At 73.0% G+C, this 22,316-nt stretch carries 20 protein-coding genes; 10 read left to right on the top strand and 10 right to left on the bottom strand.

What is annotated here, in order from left to right; translation table 11 throughout:
* From infB to ACLBXO_RS04610, 7 genes are all read left to right on the top strand, one after another.
* On the top strand, window positions 1-2,249 hold a 2,249-nt coding region (gene infB, locus ACLBXO_RS04640), incomplete at its 5' end, for a translation initiation factor IF-2 (RefSeq protein WP_447684635.1).
* Between the two features lie 103 nt (window positions 2,250-2,352).
* Window positions 2,353-2,781 carry a 30S ribosome-binding factor RbfA gene (gene rbfA / locus ACLBXO_RS04635; protein WP_331313438.1) on the top strand — a complete coding sequence of 143 codons (429 nt, stop codon included), beginning with the start codon at window positions 2,353-2,355 and terminating at the stop codon, window positions 2,779-2,781.
* A gap of 66 nt (window positions 2,782-2,847) precedes the next feature.
* Complete coding sequence (gene truB / locus ACLBXO_RS04630) at window positions 2,848-3,864, top strand: tRNA pseudouridine(55) synthase TruB (RefSeq protein WP_447684634.1); 1,017 nt, start codon at window positions 2,848-2,850, stop codon at window positions 3,862-3,864.
* Between the two features lie 134 nt (window positions 3,865-3,998).
* Complete coding sequence (locus ACLBXO_RS04625) at window positions 3,999-5,384, top strand: dihydrolipoyl dehydrogenase (protein WP_447684633.1); 1,386 nt, start codon at window positions 3,999-4,001, stop codon at window positions 5,382-5,384.
* Between the two features lie 84 nt (window positions 5,385-5,468).
* Window positions 5,469-8,084, top strand: coding sequence for a histidine kinase dimerization/phosphoacceptor domain -containing protein (locus ACLBXO_RS04620; protein ID WP_447684632.1), 2,616 nt, complete (start codon window positions 5,469-5,471; stop codon window positions 8,082-8,084).
* A complete protein-coding gene (locus tag ACLBXO_RS04615) occupies window positions 8,081-8,674 on the top strand; it encodes a biliverdin-producing heme oxygenase (protein ID WP_447684631.1) in 594 nt (197 codons plus the stop codon). Before ACLBXO_RS04620 ends, ACLBXO_RS04615 begins: the two co-directional genes overlap by 4 nt.
* Window positions 8,675-8,812: 138 nt before the next feature.
* Window positions 8,813-9,259, top strand: a complete 447-nt coding sequence (locus ACLBXO_RS04610) for a DMT family transporter (protein WP_447684630.1) — start codon at window positions 8,813-8,815, stop codon at window positions 9,257-9,259.
* A gap of 70 nt (window positions 9,260-9,329) precedes the next feature.
* On the opposite strand, the gene gmk is transcribed toward ACLBXO_RS04610, so the two are convergent.
* Window positions 9,330-9,992: a guanylate kinase gene (gmk, locus tag ACLBXO_RS04605; protein ID WP_056525786.1), complete on the bottom strand. Its 663-nt coding sequence runs from the start codon at window positions 9,990-9,992 to the stop codon at window positions 9,330-9,332.
* Window positions 9,993-10,044: 52 nt separating this feature from the next.
* Window positions 10,045-10,902, bottom strand: coding sequence for a YicC/YloC family endoribonuclease (locus ACLBXO_RS04600; RefSeq protein ID WP_331313575.1), 858 nt, complete (start codon window positions 10,900-10,902; stop codon window positions 10,045-10,047).
* A gap of 269 nt (window positions 10,903-11,171) precedes the next feature.
* On the opposite strand from ACLBXO_RS04600, the gene ACLBXO_RS04595 reads away from it, so the two are divergent.
* Window positions 11,172-11,807, top strand: coding sequence for a PAS domain-containing protein (locus tag ACLBXO_RS04595; RefSeq protein WP_447684629.1), 636 nt, complete (start codon window positions 11,172-11,174; stop codon window positions 11,805-11,807).
* 33 nt (window positions 11,808-11,840) lie between these two features.
* Here ACLBXO_RS04595 and mltG read toward each other — a convergent pair whose 3' ends face one another.
* The 5 genes from mltG to ACLBXO_RS04570 all read right to left on the bottom strand — a co-directional run bounded on the left by mltG (window position 11,841) and on the right by ACLBXO_RS04570 (window position 17,008).
* Window positions 11,841-13,256, bottom strand: a complete 1,416-nt coding sequence (gene mltG / locus ACLBXO_RS04590; RefSeq protein ID WP_331313444.1) for an endolytic transglycosylase MltG — start codon at window positions 13,254-13,256, stop codon at window positions 11,841-11,843.
* A 150-nt stretch (window positions 13,257-13,406) separates the two neighbouring features.
* Complete coding sequence (gene mutM / locus ACLBXO_RS04585; protein ID WP_331313445.1) at window positions 13,407-14,297, bottom strand: bifunctional DNA-formamidopyrimidine glycosylase/DNA-(apurinic or apyrimidinic site) lyase; 891 nt, start codon at window positions 14,295-14,297, stop codon at window positions 13,407-13,409.
* A 124-nt stretch (window positions 14,298-14,421) separates the two neighbouring features.
* On the bottom strand, window positions 14,422-15,069 hold the full coding sequence (locus ACLBXO_RS04580) for a Smr/MutS family protein (RefSeq protein ID WP_447684628.1): 648 nt from the start codon (window positions 15,067-15,069) through the stop codon (window positions 14,422-14,424).
* Window positions 15,066-16,262, bottom strand: coding sequence for a murein transglycosylase A (gene mltA / locus ACLBXO_RS04575; RefSeq protein ID WP_447684627.1), 1,197 nt, complete (start codon window positions 16,260-16,262; stop codon window positions 15,066-15,068). The genes ACLBXO_RS04580 and mltA overlap by 4 nt, the downstream gene beginning before the upstream one ends.
* Before the next feature lie 32 nt (window positions 16,263-16,294).
* Complete coding sequence (locus ACLBXO_RS04570) at window positions 16,295-17,008, bottom strand: Tim44/TimA family putative adaptor protein (protein WP_447684626.1); 714 nt, start codon at window positions 17,006-17,008, stop codon at window positions 16,295-16,297.
* Between the two features lie 347 nt (window positions 17,009-17,355).
* Between ACLBXO_RS04570 and secB the strand changes: the two genes are divergently transcribed.
* Window positions 17,356-17,856, top strand: coding sequence for a protein-export chaperone SecB (secB, locus tag ACLBXO_RS04565; protein WP_447684625.1), 501 nt, complete (start codon window positions 17,356-17,358; stop codon window positions 17,854-17,856).
* Between the two features lie 485 nt (window positions 17,857-18,341).
* On the top strand, window positions 18,342-19,574 hold the full coding sequence (locus ACLBXO_RS04560) for an MFS transporter (RefSeq protein WP_447684624.1): 1,233 nt from the start codon (window positions 18,342-18,344) through the stop codon (window positions 19,572-19,574).
* 109 nt (window positions 19,575-19,683) lie between these two features.
* Here ACLBXO_RS04560 and ACLBXO_RS04555 read toward each other — a convergent pair whose 3' ends face one another.
* The 3 genes from ACLBXO_RS04555 to fdxA all read right to left on the bottom strand — a co-directional run bounded on the left by ACLBXO_RS04555 (window position 19,684) and on the right by fdxA (window position 22,305).
* Window positions 19,684-20,559 carry an RNA polymerase factor sigma-32 gene (locus ACLBXO_RS04555; protein WP_012320644.1) on the bottom strand — a complete coding sequence of 292 codons (876 nt, stop codon included), beginning with the start codon at window positions 20,557-20,559 and terminating at the stop codon, window positions 19,684-19,686.
* 298 nt (window positions 20,560-20,857) lie between these two features.
* A complete protein-coding gene (locus tag ACLBXO_RS04550) occupies window positions 20,858-21,463 on the bottom strand; it encodes a CarD family transcriptional regulator (RefSeq protein ID WP_331313446.1) in 606 nt (201 codons plus the stop codon).
* Between the two features lie 503 nt (window positions 21,464-21,966).
* Window positions 21,967-22,305 carry a ferredoxin FdxA gene (fdxA, locus tag ACLBXO_RS04545; RefSeq protein ID WP_012320642.1) on the bottom strand — a complete coding sequence of 113 codons (339 nt, stop codon included), beginning with the start codon at window positions 22,303-22,305 and terminating at the stop codon, window positions 21,967-21,969.
* Window positions 22,306-22,316: the final 11 nt, after the last annotated feature.

The raw sequence follows: 22,316 nt of genomic DNA, 5'->3' as shown, positions 1-22,316 counted from the left end.
GCCCGGCCGCCGCGCGTCCGACGGCGCCCGCCGCGGCTCCCGCCGCGCCGCGCCCGCCGCTGACGCCGCGCCCCTCCACGGGCGAGCCGCGCAAGACCATCACGGCCGATTCGCGCAAGCCCCGCGACCTCAACTTCATGGCCCGTCCGGCCCCGGCGCCGGAGCCCGAGAAGAGCGCGACGCCGGCGACCGCCGCGCGTCCCGCCGGCGCGGGTGCCGCGGCGCGCCCCGCCGGTCGCGGCGCCCAGACCAACGAGGACGAGTCCGAGACCAAGCGGGTGATCCGCCGTCCCGGCATGCCGCTCAAGATCATCGCGCCGCCGAAGACCCCGAAATCCCCGGGCGGCGACCGCAACCGCGGCCGGCTGACCATCGCCAACGCGACCTCGGGCGAGGACGAGCGCACGCGCTCGGTCGCCTCGTTCCGCCGCCGTCAGCAGCGCATGAGCGGCCGCGGCCACGTGGAGCAGAAGGAGAAGCTGTCCCGCGAGGTGACGATCCCCGAGACGATCACCATCCAGGAACTCGCCAACCGCATGTCGGAGCGGGCCGTGGACGTGATCCGCCTGCTGATGAAGCAGGGTCAGATCCACAAGATCACCGACGTGATCGACTCGGACACCGCCCAGCTCATCGCCGAGGAACTCGGCCACACGGTGCGCCGCGTCGCCGAGTCCGACGTCGAGGAGGGTCTCTCCTCCGACGAGCCGGATCTGGAGGAGGATCTCGATCCCCGTCCGCCGGTGGTCACCATCATGGGCCACGTCGACCACGGCAAGACGTCGCTGCTCGACGCGATCCGCAAGGAGAACGTGGTCGAGGGCGAGGCCGGCGGCATCACCCAGCATATCGGCGCCTATCAGGTCGCGGCGCCCTCCGGTGACATGATCACCTTCATCGACACGCCCGGCCACGCGGCGTTCACGTCGATGCGTGCCCGCGGCGCCAAGGTCACCGACATCGTGGTGATCGTGGTGGCGGCCGACGACGGCGTCATGCCCCAGACCATCGAGGCCATCCAGCACGCCAAGGCGGCCGGCGTCCCGATGATCATCGCGGTCAACAAGATCGACAAGCCGGATGCCAAGCCGGAGCGGGTCCGCACGGAGCTGCTGCAGCACGACATCCAGGTCGAGTCGATGGGCGGTGAGACCCTCGAGTTCGAGGTCTCGGCCAAGACCGGCGCCGGCCTGCCGCAGCTCTTGGAGGGCATCCAGATCCAGGCCGAGATCATGAACCTGCGCGCGAACGAGAAGCGCGACGGCGAGGGCACGGTCATCGAGGCCCAGCTCGACCGCGGCCGCGGCCCCGTGGCCACGGTCCTGGTCCAGCGCGGCACCCTGTTCACCGGCGACATCGTCGTCGCGGGCGCCGAGTGGGGCCGCGTGCGCGCCCTGATCGACGATCTCGGCGAGAACGTGCAGTACGCCGGGCCGTCGGTGCCGGTGGAGGTGCTGGGCTTCAACGGCACGCCGGATGCCGGCGACCGCGTGATCGTGGTGCCGAACGAGGCCCGCGCCCGCGAGGTCACCGAGTACCGCGCCCGTCAGAAGCGGGAGCGCCAGAACGCGCGGACCGGCGGTGCCAACCGCTCGCTGGTCGACATGATGCGCGACCTCAAGGAAGGCGCCGGCCGCAAGGAGCTGCCGGTCGTCATCAAGGGCGACGTGCAGGGCTCGGTCGAGGCGATCTCGGGCGCCCTGGAGAAGCTCGGCAACGACGAGGTCGCGGCCCGCATCCTCCTGGCCGGCGTCGGCGGCATCACCGAGTCGGACATCACCCTGGCGCAGGCGTCGAAGGCCGTCGTCATCGGCTTCAACGTGCGCGCCCACAAGGAGGCCCGCGAGGCCGCCGAGCGGGCGGGCATCGAGATCCGCTACTACAACATCATCTACGACCTCGTGGACGACATCAAAGCCACGCTGTCGGGGATGCTGCCGCCGACGCTCCGCGAGGAGCGCCTGGGCGAGGCGACGATCCAGGAGGTCTTCGAGGTCTCGAAGGTCGGCAAGGTCGCGGGTTGCCGCGTCACCGACGGCATCGTGGAGCGCGGCGCGCATGTCCGCCTCATCCGCGACAGCGTCGTGATCCACGAGGGCAAGCTCAAGACGCTCAAGCGCTTCAAGGACGACGCGAAGGAAGTCACCTCCGGGCAGGAGTGCGGCATGGCCTTCGAGAACTTCGAGAACATGCGCGCGGGCGACGTGATCGAGTGCTACCGGGTCGAGGAGATCCGCCGCACCCTCTGACGCTCCGGACTCATCCGGACAGGGCGGCCGCGGCACCTGCCGCGGCCGTCTTTTCTTTTTCAGGACGTGCGCCGTCCGCTCCGGCGGGCCGGCCCGAGACAGAATGGCTCAGAAACCGACCTCCACCGGCCCCTCGCAGCGCCAGCAGCGCGTGGCCGAACTCGTGCGGCACGCGCTGGCCGAGGTGCTCCAGCGGGGCGACATCCAGGATCCGGTGCTCGGCACGCATGTCGTGACGGTGCCGGAGGTGCGGATGTCGCCGGACCTGAAGCTCGCCACCGCCTACGTGATGCCGCTCGGCGGCCTCGACGAGGCCCCGGTGATCGCCGCGCTGGAGCGTCACCGGAAGGTGCTGCGTCAGGCGGTGGCCCGGCGGGTGAATCTGAAATTCGCGCCGGAGCTGCGGTTCCGGCGGGACGAGACCTTCGACGAGGCGGCGCGCATCGACAGGCTGCTGCGGGACGAGCGGGTCCAGCGCGACCTCGAGTCCGCGCCCGAGGACGACGAACCGGAGACCGGGACGGGGCATTGAGTCCCGATACCAAGCAGAAAGGGACGGGGCATCGACCCCGGGGGACACGCGGACATGACGGTTTCCATGGAAGATTTTCCGCCGGCCGAGCGCCAGGCTCCCCCGCCGAGCGCTGAGCGCCACGGGTCGGAAGGCCGCCGCCCGCAGCGCGGGCCGCGGCCCGACCGGCCGAAGCGCCGGGACGTCTCGGGCTGGGTGATCCTCGACAAGCATGTCGGCATGACCTCGACCCACGCGGTCGCGGTGGTGAAGCGCGCGTTCAACGCCAAGAAGGCCGGCCATGCCGGCACCCTCGACCCGCTGGCCTCCGGCATCCTGCCGATCGCTCTCGGCGAGGCCACCAAGACCGTCCCGTTCGTGATGGACGGCCGCAAGGCCTACCGGTTCACCGTCCAGTGGGGCGTCGAGACCGACACCGACGATGCCGAGGGGCGTTCGGTCGCGACGAGCGACGCCCGGCCGGACCGGGCGGCGGTCGAGGCGGCGCTGCCGGCCTTCGTGGGGGCGATCGAGCAGGTGCCGCCGCGCTACTCGGCCATCAAGATCCAGGGCGAGCGCGCCTACGACCTCGCCCGCGAGGGCGAGACCGTGGAACTGGTCGCCCGGCCCGTGCAGATCGACCGCCTCGCGGTCGTCGAGCACGACGGCGAGCGCACCGTGATCGAGGCGGAGTGCGGCAAGGGCACCTACGTGCGGGCGCTGGCCCGCGATCTCGGCCGGATGCTCGGGTGCTACGGCCACGTGGCCGCCCTGCGCCGCACCCGGGTCGGACCCTTCTCGGAGGCCGAGGCCTGCGCCGTCTCGGCCCTGACCGACGGCAGCCCCGAGGCGGCCCTCGCCTATCTGCGCCCGGTGGAGACGGCCCTCGACGCCATCCCGGAGGTCGCCGTGTCGCGCGATCTGGGCCTGCGCCTGATGCGGGGACAGCCCGTCATCCTGCGGGGCCGCGACGCCCCGGTGGACGGCAAGGCGTTCGCGACCTGCGCCGGCATCCTGGTCGCCGTGGGCGACGTCGAGCGCGGCGAGTTGATCCCGCACCGGGTGTTCCACCTCGGCGGCACGGCCCCCGGCCGCAGCGCCTGACCTTCCGGCTCCGCGCGGCCCGGTCGGGCGCGCGCGGGGCTCCGGCCGGTCCAGGCCGGGCTGAGACGTGAGCGCGCAGGCGGAACGAACCTGAGCCGTGACGCTTTGGCCCCGGCGAACGGTCCGGGATGCTGATGCGCGAACTCGACTACGACGTGGCGGTGATCGGTGCCGGGACTGCCGGGATCGCGGCCCACCGCGCCGCCACCGCGGCGGGGGCGCGGTCGGTGCTGATCGAGCGCGGGCCCGGCGGGACGACCTGCGCGCGGGTCGGCTGCATGCCCTCGAAGCTCCTGATCGCCGCGGCCGCGGCCGCGCACGCGGCGCGCAGCACCGACCTGTTCGGCATCCGGGTTCCCGAGGTCGCGGTGGACGGGCCCGCCGTGCTGCGGCGCCTCCGCGCGGAGCGCGACCGGTTCGTCGGCAGCGTGCTCGACGGCCTCGACGCTCTGCCCGGCGACGAGCGCCTCGGCGGCACGGCGCGGTTCGAGAGCGACCGCTCCCTGCTGATCGACGGCGCGACCCGGATCCGCTTCCGGGCCGCGGTCATCGCCACGGGCTCGAGCCCGATCCTCCCGGAGCCCCTGCGCGGCCTCGGCGCGGACGTCCTCACCACCGACACCCTTTTCGAGATCCCCGACCTCCCGGCTTCGCTGGCCGTCCTGGGGGCCGGTGCCGTCGGGATCGAGATCGCGCAGGCGATGGCGCGGCTCGGCGTCGCCGTCACGGTGATCGACGCGGGCGACACCGTCGCGGGCCTGACCGAGCCCGGTCTCGCCCGGCAGGCCGCCGCGATCTTCGGCGCGGACCTGGATCTCCACCTCGGCGCCGGGCTTCGGGAGGCCGTTCCGGACGGCGACGGCGTCCGCCTTCACTGGACCGATCGCCACGGCCGCGAACAGGTCACGCGGGCGGCGCGGGTGCTGGCCGCCACCGGCCGTTCCCCCAATCTGGGGGCCCTGTGCCTCGAAGCGACCGGTCTGTTCCTCGAGCCGGAGGGCCTGCCGGATTTCGACCGGCGCAGCCTCGTCTGCGCGGGGGCACCGATCCTGATCGCGGGCGACGCCGACGGCTGGCGGCCGGTTCTGCACGAGGCGAGCCGTCAGGGCGGCATCGCGGGGGCCAACGCGGCCGCCCTGGCCGCGGGCCGCCCGGTCGCGACGCCGGAGCCCTGGACGCGCCTCGCGATGGTCTTCACCCATCCCCAGGCGGCGGTGATCGGAGCGCCCTACGAGCCGGAGGACGATCGACGGATCGTCGGGGCCCTCGATTTCTCGGACCAGGGGCGCGCCCGCGTCGAGGGCCTGAACCGCGGCGGCATGCGGATCTGGGCCGACCGGTCCGGACGGCTGCTCGGGGGTGAGATGCTCGGGCCGGCCGTCGAGCACCTCGCGCACCTGCTGACCTACGCCGTTGCGGACCAGCAGACGGCCCAGGCCGTGCATGACCGACCGGTATATCATCCTACGGTTGAAGAAGGACTTATCAGTATTATGTCTAAGATCATACAGAGAAGCTGAGCCGTTGTTCTTGCCGACATCACAAGCATTGCGCTCGGCCATTCCGGTCGCCATACCCGTCTGAATGCGCCGGTCTCGTTCCTGATGCCGCCCAGCCAGGCCCCCGATACGGACGTCGATCTCGACGTCATGGCGCCGGACGCGCTCGACCGCCTGGACCAGGGCGTGATCGGGCTCGATGCGGCCGGCACCGTCGTGGCCTTCAGCGAGGGCGCGAGCGCGATCTCCGGGCTTTCGCGCGAGGCCGTCCTCGGGCGCGACTATTTCCGCGACGTGATGCCGGGCACGAACGTGCCGAGCTTCCGCGGGAGGTTCCTGGCGGGCGCGCGCCGCGGCGCCCTCGACGAGAGCTTCGACTACGTCTTCGGCCGGCTGCCGCAGCCGCTCCGGGCCCGGATTCACATGCGTCACGGCCAGATCGGCGGCACGCGCCCCGTGACGTGGCTGACCATCGACCCCGTCGAGAGCCTCGGGGCCGACCTGTCGCGCGAGGCCGTCCTGGCGGCGATCGGCCGGCGGGTCCGCGCCGAACCGGTGGATGCCAGCCTCTGCGAGCGCGAACCGATCCACATCCCGGGCTCGATCCAGCCCAACGCCGTGATGCTCGCGGCCGATGCCGGAACCCTCCTGGTCGCGGCCTACTCGGCCAATGTCGGCGAGATCATCGACCCGATCGAGCCGCCGCTGGCGGGCCGGCCCCTGGCGGACGTGCTGCCGGCGGCGTTCGTCGCGGCGATCCGGTCGCGGCTGGCGAGCGGAACCCTCGACGACGGTGCCTCCCTGCGCCGGACCCTGACCTTCCCGGATCGCGGCACCGCCTATCACGCCGTCGCCCACGCCCATGCCGGCCGCGTCATCGTCGAGCTGGAGCTGGAGCCGGATTCGGCCGAGGATTTCGCCACGGCGAGCCAGGTCGACACCGAGCTCGCCGTCGGGCGCCTGCGCGAGGCCGGGACGCTGATGGAGGCCGCCCGGATCGCGGCCCACGAGATCCGGGCCCTGACCGGCTTCGAGGCGGTCCTGGTCTACCGCTTCGACGCGGACTGGAACGGCGAGGCCGTGGCCGAGGACAAGGTGCCGGGCTGGTCGCGCAGCCTGCTGGGCCTGCGCTTCCCCGCCTCCGACATTCCCGCCCAGGCCCGGGCCCTCTACACCAAGGCCAAGAGCCGCTTCGTGATCGATCGCGACTGCGTCCCGGTCGGGCTGGTCTCGGCGCCCGGCGCGGGCAACGGCCCGATCGACCTGACTTTCGCCCAGCACCGCACGCTCTCGCCGATCCACCTGGAGTACCAGCGCAATCTCGGCGTGAACGGCTCCATGTCGATCTCGATCATGGTCGAGGGACGGCTCTGGGGCCTGATGATCGGCCACCACCGTCGCCCGCACTACGTCACGCCGGAGACGCGCGCGGCCGCCACGGTGCTCACCGACGCCTTCGCCATGCGCGTGCAGGAGATCGAGTCGCGCCGGCTCTGGGCCGAGCGGCAGGCGCATCTCGACGTCGAGGGGCGCCTCGTCCGCGGCCTGACGCGGTCCGACGACTTCGTGGCCGCCCTGACCGCCGGCACGACGACGCTGCTCGACCTGTTCAGCGCCACCGGCGCCGGCATCGTCTCGGGCGAGCGGGTCACGCTGATCGGCCGGACGCCACCGGCGGAGATGGTGCCGGCGATCGCGGCCTGGCTGCGGGCGCGCGTCCCGGCGGGCGAGGTCGTCTACAGCAGCGACAGCTTCAGCGCCGATTATCCGGAGGCCGGCCCGCATCGCGAGATCGCCAGCGGCCTGCTCGCGGCCTTCGTCGACGATTCGCGCGAGAACCTGCTGCTGTGGTTCCGGCCCGAGGTGCCCAGCACGGTCACCTGGGGCGGCGACCCGCGCAAGCCCGTGCTCGCCGGGAGCGGCCCCGTGGCCGTGCTGCCCCGCCGGTCCTTCGAGCGCTGGGTCGAGGAGCGTACCGGCTTCGCCGCGCCCTTCGCGGAATGGCAGGTCCAGCTCGCCGGCTCCCTGGCCGAGGCGGTCGAGGGCGTGGTGCTGCGCCAGCGGCGCAAGATCGACGAGCTCACCGGCCTGCTCGCCGAGAAGGAGCGCCTGCTCGAGCAGAAGGACCTGCTCACGCGCGAGATCGACCACCGGGTCAAGAACTCGCTGCAGATCGTCTCGGCCTTCCTGCAGATGCAGCGCCGCCAGATCGCCGACGGCGAGGCGCGGCAGGCTTTCGCCGACACCTCCGCGCGGGTGATGAGCGTCGCGCGGGTGCACGACAGCCTCTACCAGGCCGATCGCTTCGACGAGGTCGATCTCGGCCAGACCATCGAGAGCCTGTGCAACGACCTCGCGGGGCTCGCCGGCGACGGGCACGCGGTCGACATGTCGGCGGAGCCCGGCCTGATGGTGCCGTACCGCAAGGCGGTGGCGCTCTCGCTGATCGCCACGGAACTCGTCACCAACGCCTTCAAGTACGCGGCCAACCCGGCCGGCGTCGGCCGCGTCGAGGTCAGCGTGTCGGCCTCCGGCCCCGGCGAGGTCCAGCTGCGCGTCTGCGACGACGGGGCCGGCCTGCCCGACGACTGGGCGGACGCGAAGGCGCGGAGCAAGGGCTCCGGCCTGGGCATGAAGCTGATCCGCGCGATGCTCGATCAGATCAACGCCAAGCTCACCGTCGCCAACAATCCCGGCGCCTGCTTCACGATCACCGCGTGAGATCCCGCGACGGCCTGCACGCGCGGCTGCGCGCCGCGACCGACCCGGCCCACCGGGCGCTGGAGACGTCCCTCGACTGGCAGGCGCGGGTGGCGACGCTCGGCGGCTACCGGGATCTGCTGGGACGCCTCTACGGCTTCCACGCGGTCTGGGAAGCGGCCATCGGGTCGGGGCTCGCCGACGAGCCGTTCCTGGGGCCGCGCCGCCGCCTCGCGCTCCTCGCGGCCGACCTCGGCCATCTCGGCCTCCTGCCCGGCGCGGTCGCGGCGCTCCCGAGGCCGGCCGCTCCGGTTCTCCGCGGGCCGGCCGCCGCCACGGGCGCGCTCTACGTGCTGGAGGGATCGACCCTCGGCGGGCAGCTGATCGGCCGCCACATCGCCTCCCTGCACGGCTTCTCCGACGCGGGGCTCGCCTATTACCGGGCGCACGGGCCCGCCGCGGGGGCGATGTGGGCCGCCTTCCGCACGCGCCTGGACGCGTTCGGCGACGACCCGGCCGCGGAGGCCGCGCTCACCGGCGCGGCCGTGTCGACCTTCGCGGCGATGCGCGCGTGGCTCTGCCCGGTCCCGGAGCTGCCGGCCGCCGCCTGAGCCGCTCAGGGGCCCCAGACGCCGTCGCGCTCCGCCGTCGGATGATCGATCAGCCGCGGGACAGCGTGGCAATTGACGGAGTCGGCCGGGACGGTTGTCAATGCCGCCCGCCGTCCCGACCCCGAGGTTCGCCCCGCAATGCTCGCCTTCGCGCTCTCCGCCCTGCTCGCCGTGCTGGCGGGCGCCGGCCTCGTCCTGCAGCAGATCCTGAACGCGAATCTCCGCGCGGGCCTCGGCTCGGCGTCCTGGGCGGGCGTGTCCAGCTACGCGGTCGGGCTCGCCTGCATGGCGCTCCTGGCCGCCGCCCTGCGCGACCCGGTGCCGGCCGCCGGCGTGGCGGAGCGGATCCCGTGGTGGACCTGGAGCGGCGGGCTGTTCGGCGCGGTGTTCATCGGCCTCGCGATCCTGCTCGTCCCGAAGATCGGCGCCGCGACCTTCTTCGCGCTCTTGGTCACGGGCCAGATGCTCGCCTCGGTGCTGTTCGACCACGCCGGCCTGCTCGGCCTCGCGCAGCGGCCCGTCGACCTGCCGCGCCTGCTCGGGATCGCGCTCCTGATCGGCGGCGTCGTGCTGATCCGCCGCTAGAGCCGTGCCCAGACGCGCCCTCTCGCGCCGAACCGGTATCCACTTCGGCGGAGAGCGCTCCAGGGCCGGATCACGGCGTCTCGGCCAGCAGGCCCTCGACGAAGGGGGCGAGGCCGGTGCGGCGCGCCCGCCGGAGGCGCTCGGCCGCCAGGATCCCCTGGAGGGCCCGGAAGGCGTTCTGCAGGTCGTCGTTGACGATGACGTAGTCGTACTCGACCCAGCGCTGGATCTCCGTCCGGGCGTTGGCGAGGCGCTTCTCGATCGTCTCGGCGGAATCCTCCGCCCGGCGCTCCAGGCGCTGGCGCAGTTCGGCCATGCTGGGCGGCAGGATGAACACGGTCACCACGTCCTGGGCGAGCTTGGAGCGCACCTGCCGCGTGCCCTGGTAGTCGATGTCGAAGATCATGTCCCGGCCGGAACCCAGCACCTTCTCCACCGGCCGCCGGGGCGTACCGTAGAAGTTGCCATGGACTTCGGCCCATTCGAGCAGGTCGTCGCGCTCGCGCAGGTCGTCGAACGCCTCGCGATCGATGAAGTGGTAGTGCCGCCCGTCGATCTCGGACGGCCGCCGCCCCCGCGTGGTCACGGAGATCGACAGGTCGAGCGCCCAGCTCGGATCCTGCGCGATCGCCCGCGTCAGGGTGGTCTTCCCCGCGCCCGAGGGCGAGGAGAGGATCAGGATCAACCCGCGCCGCGCGATCGAGTCGGAGACGCTCCCGGCCGGCTCGGTCATGCGCGTGGCTCCCCGACGTTTCGCATCCGTATCCTCACGTCCTGATCCGGCATCATTCGATGTTCTGGACCTGCTCGCGGAACTGCTCGACCACGGCCTTCAGGTCGAGTCCGATCCGGGACAGGCTGATGTCGTTGGCCTTGGCGCACAGGGTGTTGGCCTCGCGGCCGAATTCCTGGGCCAGGAAGTCCAGGCGGCGGCCGATCGCGCCGCCGGCCGCCAGCAGCTCGCGGGCGCTCGCCACGTGGGCGCGGAGCCGGTCCAGCTCCTCGCGCACGTCCGCCTTGCCGGCGAGCAGCATGGCCTCCTGGTGCAGGCGGTCCGGATCGAGGCCGGTGCCGCCGAGCGCCGCGACGGCCGCCTCCAGGCGCGCCCGCACGGCCTCGGGCTGGCGGGCCGGGTTCGCCTCGGCGGCCTCGGTCAGCGCGGCGATCCGCTCGACCTGGGCGGTGACGACCTGTTCGAGCTGACGCCCCTCGGCGCGGCGGGCCTCGACGAGATCCGCGACCAGCCGGACGACGCCCGCGGCCAGGTCCCGGGCGAGGGAGTCGGTGTCCGCCGCCTCGTCCTCGACCTCGATCACGCCGCGCACGCCGAGCAGCCCGTCCATGGTGGCGGGGGAGACCCCCTCGGGGACCGGCACACGGGCCACAGCCTGGGCGAGGCTCGCCAGGAGGGTCTCGTTGATCCGCACCCGCGCCGTCGCCTCCGGCTTGGTGAGCGTCAGCGTCAGCTGGCACTGCCCGCGGCTCAGGGTCTTCTGCAGGGCGGCTCGGGCCGTCTCGCCGAAACCGTCATAGCCGGCCGGCACGCGGGTGCGCACGTCGAGGCCGCGCCCGTTGACGCTGCGGACCTCCCAGGCCCAGTGCACCGGTCCGGCACTGCCCGCCGTCCGGGCGAAACCGGTCATGCTCGCGATCTGGGCCACGCCGACCCCCGTCCCCGTGAAGATCGGGGCCTGTAGCACGGATCTCTCCGGTGGGAAGAGGCCGGTCGCCGTGGCCGCCGCGCCGCGGCCCGCTCGGGGCGCCCCGCGGGCCCACCGCACCGGCCGCGCGCGTCGTCCGGGCGCGATCGGTGCGATCACGTTTCCCCGCGGGTGTCGCGCGGCCGACGTTGCCTTTCGCCGTGAAGGTGTGCTCGAAATCTCGCTCGTCTGCACGTGAACTCGGATGGCGCATGCCGCGATCAGTCTTGGGGAGGGCCGCGCTCACGCCGTTCGGGATGTCCGCGCTGGGCGTCGGTATCTGGGAGGATGCGCCGCACACGGGCTACGTGCGCGGGGACGCGACGATGGCGCGGATCTTCGGCCTGACCGAGGCCGAGGCGGCGGACGGCGTCACCTGGGAACAGCTCTCCGCGCTCTTCCACCCGGAGGATCTCGCCCGGGACCAGATCGAGCGACGCCGCGTCCGCGAGGAGGGCGGGCTCTTCGCCTGGGAGCACCGCATCGTGCCCGCGCCGGGAATCGTGCGCTGGGTGCTGGCGCGCGGCCGGTTCGAGCGCCGCGCGGACGGGCACATCTACGGCCGCGGCATCGTGATCGACATCACGGACAGCCGGGCCGACGGCCCGTTCGAGCCGCCGGCCGGCTTTCTCGGGGCCCCCACCGAGCAGGGGACCGCCGTCGAGCGGATGGCCGATTGCGCGATGCGCCTGTGGGAGATGGTCGGCGATCTCGGGCCCGAGGAGGCGAAGCGAGTGCAGCCGCTGCTCGAGGCCCTGCTGTACGAGCTGGGACGGCAGATCGCCGCCACCCTGTCGGGCGCGCCGCCGGACATGCCGCGGCGCCCGCGGAACCCGCGGGCGCACTGAGCCGGGCCCGACGAGGCCGTCCGGCGCCGCTGCCTAGCGGCGGCCCCGCGGCGCCGGTGCCGGCTCGCTCAGGGTCGGGACGGTCTTGGGCGAGCCCAGGTCGTAGCTGCGATTCTTGAGCGGATCGAGGCGCGTGCCCTCGGAGGCGTCGAAGGCGCGCGTGCCCGGCGTGCCGGTATCCAGCGCGAAGGCCGCGTTGGTGTTGATCCCGTTGCCCGCGGGGGCGCCGCCCGGCGCGTAGGCCGAGGCGCGGCCGGGCGTGGCCGGATCCGGGCTCGGCTCGACCTTGTCGACGGCGTCCGGCGGCGCCTGCCGGCTCTTCTCCACCGCCCGCCAGCGGGCGACGTTGCGCTGGTGTGCCTCGAGGGAATCGGCGAAGGCGTGGCCGCCGGTGCCGTCCGCCACGAAGTACAGGTCCTTGGTCCGGGACGGGTTGGCCACCGCCTCCAGGGCGGCGCGGCCGGGATTGGCGATCGGTCCCGGCGGCAGACCCTCGATCACGTAGGTGTTGTAGGGCGTCGGCCGGTCGATCTCGGAGCGCAGGATGCCGCGGCCGAGGGTGCCGCGCCCGCCCACGAGCCCGTACACGATCGTGGGGTCGGATTGCAGCTTCATCCGCTTGTTGAGGCGGTTGATGAAGACGCCGGCCACCCGGGGCCGCTCGTCGGCGCGGCCGGTCTCCTTCTCGACGATGGAGGCGAGGGTGACCATCTCGGCCGGGGTCCGCACCGGCACGTCGGCGCTGCGCCGCAGCCAGATCTGGTTCAGGACCTCGCGCTGCTTGGCCTTCATCAGGTTGACGATCTGCTGCCGGGTGGCGCCGCGCTCGAACTTGTAGGTGTCCGGCAGGAGCGAGCCCTCCGGGGGAATCTCGTTGATCTCGCCGGTGAGCACGTCGTTGTCGTTGAGGCGGGTGACGATCTGCTCGGAGGTCAGGCCCTCGGGGAAGGTGATGGCGTGCTGGACCTGCCGGCCCGTGGCGATCGTGTCGAGCGTGTCGGAGATGCTCGCGTGGGCCTTGAAGACGTACTCGCCGGCCCGCAGCGCCGGCCGGCCGCCGAAGCGGGCGGCGAACTCGAACAGGCCGGTATGGTCGATCACGCCCTCGCGCTTGAGGGTCTCGGCGATCTCGGACGTTCCGCTGTGGGTCGGGATGACCACGACCTTGTCGGCCGCGAGCGGTCCCGGCTCGCGCACCTGCCGCTGGAACAGCGTGATCCCGATCATCGCCGCGATGGCGATGACGACCGCGAAGGTCAGGGCGCCGCTGATCAGGCCCACGAGGCCGCTGCGCTCGCGCTCGGGCTTCTCCGGCGGCGGGGGCGCGACCGTCGGCTTGATCGCCTCGCCGGGCGAGCGCGGCGACAGCCGCTGCGGCAGGGCGGGCTCGTCCGTCGGATCCTGCGCGGTGGTCTCGGGCGCGGGCGTCTTTGAGCGGCGGAAGAACATCGGGATCCTGTCTGGGCCCGCGCGACCCGTCACGCGTCGCGGGCCGGGATCGGCTGCCCGCAACCGGGTGCGCACGTGGAGGGCCGTAACCCTAGTCGGGTTTGTGGCGAAATTGCCGTTCCGCGGCGCGATAGGCGCCGGGCGGCGCGCTCAGCCCGGGGGCTGGCAGGTGGCGCAGTAGAAGGTCGAGCGGTTGGCCTGCACGATGCGGGTGACCGCGCCGGCGCATCCCGGCCGGGTGCAGGGCAGGCCGACCCGGTCGTAGACCCGGAACGCGTGCTGGAAGGCGCCCGCGCTGCCGTCCGTGTGGGCATAGTCGCGCAGGGTCGAGCCGCCGGCCTTCACGGCCTCCTCGAGGACCTGCACGATCGCCTTGGCCAGGGCGTTGGCCTTCTGCGTCGGGCGCCCGTCCGGTCGGGCGAGGCTCCCGGCCGGGGCCTCCGGATGCAGGCGCGCCCGGTGCAGCGCCTCGCACACGTAGATGTTGCCGAGGCCCGCGATCAGGCGCTGGTCGAGCAGGGCGGCCTTGAGCGGCGCGATCTTGTGGCGGAACAGCTGCGCGATCACCGCCCCGGTGAGCCCGTCGAGGGGCTCCACCCCCATCCGGGCGAAGTGGCGGCAGGCCGCGAGTTCCGCGCTCGGGACGAGATCCATGAAGCCGAAGCGGCGGGCGTCGTTGTAGGTCACCGTGGCGCCGGTGCTCATCGCCATGACCACGTGGTCGTGCTTGGGCGTGCCCTGGGCGCCCTCGAGGTAGAAATCCCCCGGCGACAGGTTGCTGCCGTCGGGCAGCGCCACGTCGAACCGGCCGCTCATGCCGAGATGCATCACCAGCGTCTCGCCGGAATCGAGCGCGGCGGTGAGGTACTTCGCCCGGCGCGCGAGGCCCGTGACGGTCCGTCCCTCGAGGCGGGCGGCGAAGCGTTCGGGGAACGGGAAGCGCAGGTTGGCCCGGCGCAGGGTGACGCGGCTGAAGCGCGCGCCGACCAGGGCGGGCGCCAGGCCCCGCCGCACGGTCTCGACCTCGGGAAGCTCCGGCATCTCTCTCGCGGCTTTTCCGTGCGCGGCGCTCCGTGCGCCGGCTCCGGATATCGGCGGGATCGGTCCGGGCCGCAACCGCGCGGAACCGGCGCGGTTTGCCGCGCGTCCCGCGCCGAAAGCCGCGCTACCGGCGGCGCAGGCGCACGTAGAGCGCGCCGCCGCCGCCGTGGTGGCGGGCGGCCTCCTCGAAGCCGAGGACGATCCCGTGCAGATCCGGCCCCCGCAGCCAGTGCGGCACGCTGCGGCGGAGCACGCCGCGCTCGGCGAAGGCCTCGCCGTAACCCGACCCGCCCTTGCCGGTGACGACCAGCACGTAGGCGTGCCCGGCGGCCCGCGAGCGGAGCAGGAAACCCGTCAGCGCCGCGTGCGCCTCCGCCTGCACCATCCCGTGCAGGTCGATCCGCGCGTCGATCGCCAGCCGGCCGCGTCGCAGGGCGACCTTGGCCGTGCGCTCGAGGCCCGTGCTCGGGGCGTGCCGCTGCGGCGGCGGCTGGTACGGCGCGGCGGTCGCCGGGCGGGGCGGCACCGGCGCCGTCTTGGGGGGATGCTTGGGCGGAGGCTTCGCCCGCGGCCTCTTGGCGGCCGGCGGCGCGCTGGGCTTCAGGATCGGCGCCGAGAGCGCCGGCATGGTCGCGGTCGGCGCCGCCGGCGGCGCGGCGGCCGCCGGCTTCGCGGGCGCCCGGTCCGGCAACGGCGTCACCAGCTTGGCGATCGCGTCCCAGAGTCGGGCCTCGCCCGCGGTCAGGCGGCGCCCCCGGCGCGGGGGTCTCACGGCGCGGCTCCCGGCACCGCGGCGCGGCGCGGCAGCAGGACCACGAAGCCGATCGCGTCGCGGAGGTTTCCGGCGGCCGCGCCGGCTTCCGGACCGGTGCCGACGAACAGGTCGCCGCGGGCCGGGCCGACGATCGCCGAGCCGGTATCGGCGGCGATGACGAGGCGCCCGGCCGCGTCCGGCGCGGCGGCCGGCGCCTCCGCGGGGAGCGGGCCCGCGAGCCAGAACGGCAGGCCGTAGCGCCAGAGGGTCGCGTCCACCGCCAGGCTGCGGCCCGGGCTGAGCGGGGCGTTCGCGGCGCCCGGCGGCCCGAGGGACGGGTCCTCGACCGGGGCGAGGCGGAAGAAGATGTAGGAGGCGTTGGCGCGGATCAGGCGCCTGGCGGTCTCGGGATGCGCGCGCAGCCAGCCGGTCCAGCGGGCGAGCGTCAGGCCCTCCAGGGGCAGGTGGCCCTCCTGGACGATCAGCTTGGCCACCGCCGTGTAGGGGCGGCCATTGCGGCCGTCGTAGAGCACCCGCACCGCGCGCCCGTCCGGCAGCCGGACGCGCCCGGAGCCCTGGACCTGGAGGACCAGCAGGTCGACCGGGTCGCGCAGCCACAGGATCGGCTTCGCGCGCGCGCCGAGGGCGCCGTCGTCGATCGCGGCGCGGTCGGGGTAGGGGGCGAACCCGTCCGCGGTGGCGCGGGCGGCGCGCAGGCCCGGATCGAGCCCCGGGCGGGTCTCGCCGGGGCCGAGGGAGATCAGGTCGTCCGGCCGGGCGAGCACCGGCGTCGGGAAATCCGGGCCCGGCTCGAGGGAACCGACGAGTTCCGGCTCGAAATAGCCGGTCAGGAAGCCGGGCCGATCGGCGCCGGGCCGCGCGACGCGGAACGCCGCGAACCGGTCGCGAAAGAAGGCGCCGGCGTCCGGTACGGGTCCGGCGGCCGCCGCGCAGGCCGCGGCGAGGGCGGCCGGATCCCCCGCGACGCCGTCGGGCTGGGGCAGGGCGGGCGGCGGGGCCGTGCAGACCCGGCGGAAGGCCTCGAGCGCCGCGTCCGCCCGCGCGCCGGGGAAGCCCGGCAGGTCGGCCGGGGCGACAGGGGTCAGGATCGCGTCGCCGACCGCCGCCGGCGCGGCGGACACGGCCTGGCTCAGGACCGAGGCGAGGAGGACGGCCGGGACTGCTCCGGACCGGGCGCGGGGGATCGGCACGGCGAGATCGTCACGGGACGCCGGTCACTGGCTCAGGCGCCGGCCTCGGTGGCCACGAGCTGCCAGTTCGGATCCCGCGAGCCGAGGGTGCGGGCGAACGTCCAGACATCCGGCACCTCGACCACCGTCTCGGCGCTGCCGTCCACCACCTTGCCCTCCGCGTTGCGGGTGGCGGTGATCAGGTTCGACAGGAAGCGCACGGTCACGTGCGCCACGCGGTTGCGCACCTCGACGGCGACGATCTCCGCCTTGTCGATCGACACGAAGGTGGTCTCGAGCGTCTGCCGGTTGCGCTCGCGCTCCGCGATCGCCCGCTCGAACGCCTCGCCGACCTCCTTCGAGAGCAGGCCGCGCAGGGTCTTCCGGTCACCCTTGGCGAAGGCGATCATGATGGCGTCGTAGGCGGACTTGGCGCCCTCGATGAAGGCGCGGGGATCGAAGCTGGGCTCGGCCTGGACGCAGGCCTCCAGCCCGCGGGCGACCTCGGACCCCGGCTCGGCGATACCCCGCCAGTCCCGCGGTGCGGCGGCCGGCGCCGGCGCGGCCTGGACCCGGTCGGCGCCGGGCAGACGCACCACGTTGTCTCCATCGGAGCGCGCCTGCGGCTCGGTGCGGCTGCGGTCGACCGGCTTGAACGGCGAGCGCTCCGCCCCGGTCTTCTGGCCGAGCACCGAGCGCAGACGCCAGATCACGAAGACGGCCAGCGCGAGGAAGATGATCGTCGTAACGTCGAAACTGTCCTGCATCACCGATCCGATGGTGGCCGCGGCGAGACCCTGTGCCCCCTGCTCAGGTCACGCGCGGTGCGGCGCCGGCTAAGCGCGCAGAGGTCTGGCCGACTCATATCCGACCAACGCGCCGGGAGCGAGCCGGTTGTGTCGGCCGGACGATCGAACCCACGCGTCAATCGCGTCAGCCGTCGATATGGGTCGCGCAGGCCGCCGGCGCCAGCGCCGGACCCGCTCGCTTGTCCAGGCTCGGCCCGCGTGTTAGCGGCCCTGCCGTTTGGGCAGTTCCGCGGCGTGATCCAGCCGCTCCCGCCGCGACAACAACCCGCGCCGGCCCTGCCGGTCGATCGAGAAGGATGATCCGCATGGCCGATTCCCCGGCAGCGAACGGCAACGGCGGCGGCATGCCGCAGGGCGATGTCCCGACCATCAATGCCCTGGCGCAGTACACGAAGGACCTGTCCTTCGAGAATCCGAACGCGCCGCGCTCGCTCCAGCCCAAGGAGGGCCAGGGGCCGCAGATCAACATCCAGGTGAACGTCAACGCGCAGCAGCTCTCCGAGACCGATTTCGAGGTCGAGCTGAAGCTCGAGGGCGACGCCAAGGTCCAGAACGAGGTGCTGTTCGCCTTCGAGGTCACCTATGCCGGTGTCTTCCGGCTCCTCAACATCCCGGCCGACCAGATCCACCCGGCGGTGATGATCGAGTGCCCGCGCCTGCTCTTCCCCTTCGCCCGCCAGATCGTGGCCGAGGCGGTGCGCAACGGCGGCTTCCCGCCCCTCTACATCGACCCGATCGATTTCGTCGGTCTCTACCGGCAGAAGATGATGGAGCAGCAGGGCGCCCAGGGCCCGCTCGCCTCGTAAGGGCAGGACGGGCCGGTGGCTGCTCTGCGGCCGCCGGGACCGCGACGGGCCGCCGCCGGCGCGCAGCACGACGACGGGGCACGGCAGGTCGGGCGGCCTGAACCGGCTGCCGACCCCCGCGGCGCCGGCCGGTGCCGTGCTCGGCGCCAGGGCCGCCACCCCCGCCGTCACGCCGCCGACGGAGACCTCGGTCCGGGGGCGCCCGACCGCGTCGGGAACCCGCATCGCCGTGCCCCGGATCGGGCCGGGGTCCGCGATCTCGCCCGGGCCCCCGGCCGCGCGCCGGCGGACGTCTCCCTCAATCGCGGCGAGGCCGATTCGGAGACGTGGTCGTCCGGGACGGGCCGAGGCAGCAGTGCGGGCGACCGTGAGACCGGCGCCGCGACGCCGCTGCGGGGGCCGTGCGGCGACGATGGCGACGATCCGGGCTTGACCGTACCGGGAGCGGAGTACAGGTCCGGAGCCCGAAACGGCTCCAGGATCGCATGGCTCCCACCGCAAACCTCGCCCTGATCAACCTGTTCATCGGTGACATCCAGGGCGGCCTCGGACCCTTCCTCGGGACCTGGCTGGCGCAATCGGCCTCGTGGAGCCCCGCGCGGGTCGGGTTCGTCATCACGCTGGTGGGGATCGGCACGCTGTTCCTGAGCGGTCCGTTCGGCGCCCTGGTGGACCGGTTCCCGCGCCCGCGCCTGCTGATCGCGATGGCCTGCGCGGCGATCCTGGCGGGCACGCTGCTGCTCCTGCCGGCCCGCAGCTTCCCGGCGGTGCTGTGCGCGCAGCTCCTCGCCGCGGCGGGCGGGACCCTGCTGCTCCCGGCCGTCGCGTCGCTGACCCTCGGGATCGTCGGGAAGGACCGGTTCCCCGCGCAGCAGGGGCGCAACCAGGCCTTCAACCACGTCGGCATCCTGATCGCGGCGGGCGCCATCAGCCTCGGCACCGGCTATTTCGGCCCCGCGATCGCGTTCTGGGTGCTGGGCGGCATGGCGCTCGCGGCGATCGTCGCCACGGTGACGACGCCGGCCGGCGCCTGGAACCGCCGCCGCGCCGTCGGCTGGAAGGAGGAGGACGCGGACGAGCCGGAGCGCAGCGGCATCCGCCAGGTTCTCGGGAATCGCCGCCTGCTGGTGCTGACCGTCGCGCTGACCCTGTTCAACCTGGGGAATGGCGGCATGCTCTCGCTGCTCGGCCAGAAACTGGTCGCGACCGCGGCCGACGCGACGACCTGGACGGCCCGCTACGTCATGGTGGCCCAGCTGGTGATGGTCCCGGTGGCGCTGTTCGCCGGATCGCTCGCCGACAGGCGCGGCCGCCGCCAGCTGCTCATGGTCGCCTTCGCGGTCCTGCCGGTGCGGGCGCTCCTGTCCGGCCTGATCGACGACCCGGTCTGGCTGATCGCCGCCGAGGTGCTGGACGGCGTCGCCTCCGGCATCGTCGGGGTGGCCGTGCCGGTCGTCGTCGCCGACCTGACCTGGGGATCGGGCCGCACGCAGACGGCCATCGGCAGCGTCAACGCCGTGCAGGGCGTCGGCGGGGCGCTGTCGGGGTGGTACGGCGGCCTGTCCTACGGGCTGTTCGGCTGGACCGGCGCCTTCCTGGCCCTCGGCGTGCCGGCGCTCGGCGCCCTCGCGCTGGTGATCTGGCTCGACGCCACGCCCGAGCCCGGCCGGCGTCGCCGACGGCGCGAGCGGCGCGACGCCGCCGCGCAGGGAGCCTGAACCGGTCGCGCCGCGCGCGCGGGAGCCGCCCGCACGACCTGCCGGAACGCGAGAGCCCGGCCTCGGAGGGCCGGGCTTCGGGTCGCGCGCGGGACGCGGCCGGGGCGGCTCAGCCGATATGCGGGCTGCCCGTCGCGGCGGGGAAGCGGTCGGCCAGGGCGCGGCGCAGCTTCTCCAGGGCCCGGTTCTCGATCTGGCGGACGCGTTCCTTGGAGATACCGAGCCGCTGGCCCAGGGCCTCCAGGGTCGCCTGATCCTCGGCGAGGCGGCGCTCGCGCAGGATGCGCAGCTCGCGCTCCGACAGCACCGTCAGGGCCTGCTGGAGCCAGCTGAGCCGGCGCTCGCCGTCGACCGTGGCGCTCACCGTCTCGTCGGGCAGGTCGGCGCCGTCGACGAGGAAGTCCATCCGCTCCGAGGAGGCGTCGCTGTCCTCGCCCACGGGGGCGTTGAGCGACATGTCGGGGCCCGACAGGCGCGCGTCCATCAGGGCGACGTCGTCCCGGGAGACGCCGATGGCGCTGGCGATGCGGCGGTGGATCTCGTCGCCGACATGCTCCTCGGTCGATTGCATCAGCCGGGCGCGCAGCCGGCGCAGGTTGAAGAACAGGGCCTTCTGCGCCGAGGAAGTCCCGCCGCGCACGATCGACCAGTTGCGCAGGATGTAGTCCTGGATCGAGGCGCGGATCCACCACGTCGCGTAGGTCGAGAAGCGGACGTCCCGCTCGGGCTCGAAGCGGGCCGCGGCCTCCATCAGGCCGACATGCCCTTCCTGGACGAGGTCGGCCATCGGCAGGCCGTAGTGACGAAAACGCCCCGCCAGGGCGATGACGAGGCGCATATGGGCCGAGATCAGACGGTGGAGGGCCCGCTCGTCGCGCTCGTCCTTCCAGCGGACGGCGAGGCCGCGCTCTTCTTCCCGGGCCAGGAAGGGTGCCTCCATGGCAGTCCTTATGAACTGCCGTCGAATTCCCGCGATCTCAGCCATCCGCCTGCCTCTTGTTGTCGAGTGCTGTTGCGGCGTCGAGCCGATAGCCCGACGCGCAGGCGTCACCGGGAGGCGACGCCAGGCAACCGACAACGGAAGGCCGAACGCGAAAGTTCCGCCCCGATGCCCCACAATGCGACAGCCGGGCGGCCACGAAATCGTGTTCCGTGCGATCAGATGGGATCCGGCCGCGCGTCGTCCAGCCCGGTCGTCGCGGAACGACCGCGTCCGGCCTGCCGGGGCACAAAAAACCCGGCCCTCAGGGCCGGGTTCGATGACGTTCGCGGTGGGAGGCGCCTCAGGCGGCCTCCTCCTGAATGTCGTCGCCCTCGCTGTCCCCGTCGGCCTCGGCCTCGGGCTCCGCCTCGCTCTTCGCCCGGCGGGGTGACTTGGCGAGGCTCTGCTCGATCAGCTTCAGCGCCTCGGTCTCGGTGATGCGGTTCACCGACGAGATCTCGCGCACGATCCGGTCCAGGGCGGCCTCGTAGAGCTGACGCTCGGAGTAGGACTGCTCCGGCTGGGCCTCGGACCGGAAGAGATCGCGCACGACCTCGGTGACGGCGAGCAGGTCACCCGAGTTGATCTTGGCCTCGTACTCCTGGGCGCGGCGCGACCACATGGTGCGCTTGATCCGGGCGCGGCCGGTCAGCAGGTCGAGGGCCTTCTTCACCAGTTCCGGCTCGGCGAGCTTGCGCATGCCGACGCTGTTGGCCTTCGCGGTGGGGACGCGCAGGACCATCTTGTCCTTCTCGAACGATACGACGAACAGCTCAAGCTTGTAGCCGGCGATCTCCTGCTCCTCGATCGCGGTGATGCGACCGACGCCGTGGGCCGGATACACGACAGCCTCGCCGGTCTTGAAGCCCTGCCGGCCTGCGGTCGTCGTCTTCTTGACTGTGGTCATGCGAGAAGGGCCTCCACTGGCGCGCAGCGTTCGGCGCCGCGCGAAACCGTGTTCTTCCGGGCGGGACACCCGGTCTGCCTCGCCGCTCCCGGACCCGACGCCGAGCGCGCGAGTCCGGACGTTCCCCGGCGCGACCGTGCAGGCGTCTGGCCCGTCCGCCGAAGTCACCTTCGGCGGTCGAGCGCGTACTACCCCTAACCCACGAAATTCGAAGGCGTTTCAGATGAAGGGAGCACGTCTGGCGCGAGCGACGGCAGGCGGATTGTCTACCACAATCCGGCGCGCAGATCAAAGCATCCCTGAAGACGCACGCGCGGACCAAGCGCGGCGCCAAAGAGTTTTACACTGGTGCGGCGGGACAGGAATGACCTGGCCGCGTATCAGGGCTTCGTATGACGCGGCCCCGTCGCGCGGTTCAGCGGCGGGACGGGCTCGGCAGATCTTCCCGCACTCTGGGAAGCAAACCGCGGGCCGGCGTCAGAACCTGCGGGGACCGCCCGGGGTCAGTCGCCCGAACCGGGGTTGGGCGAGAAATGCGCCTCGAGCTTCCCGGTCTTGCCGTCCCACTCCTTGGCGTCGGCCGGGGCTTCCTTCTTCTGCGTGATGTTCGGCCAGCTCTTGGCGTAGTCGGCGTTCAGCTTCAGCCACGTGTCGAGGTTCGATTCGGTATCGGGCTTGATGGCCTCGGCCGGGCATTCCGGCTCGCAGACGCCGCAATCGATGCACTCGTCCGGATGAATGACGAGCATGTTCTCGCCTTCGTAGAAGCAGTCCACCGGACAGACCTCGACGCAGTCCGTGTACTTGCACTTGATGCAATTGTCGGTGACGACGTAGGTCATCGGATGTCTTC

The sequence above is a fragment of the Methylobacterium sp. C33D genome, from assembly GCF_053345825.1.
The sequence above is the reverse complement of the archived record's forward strand: the minus strand, read 5'-3'. Positions and strand labels throughout refer to the sequence as shown.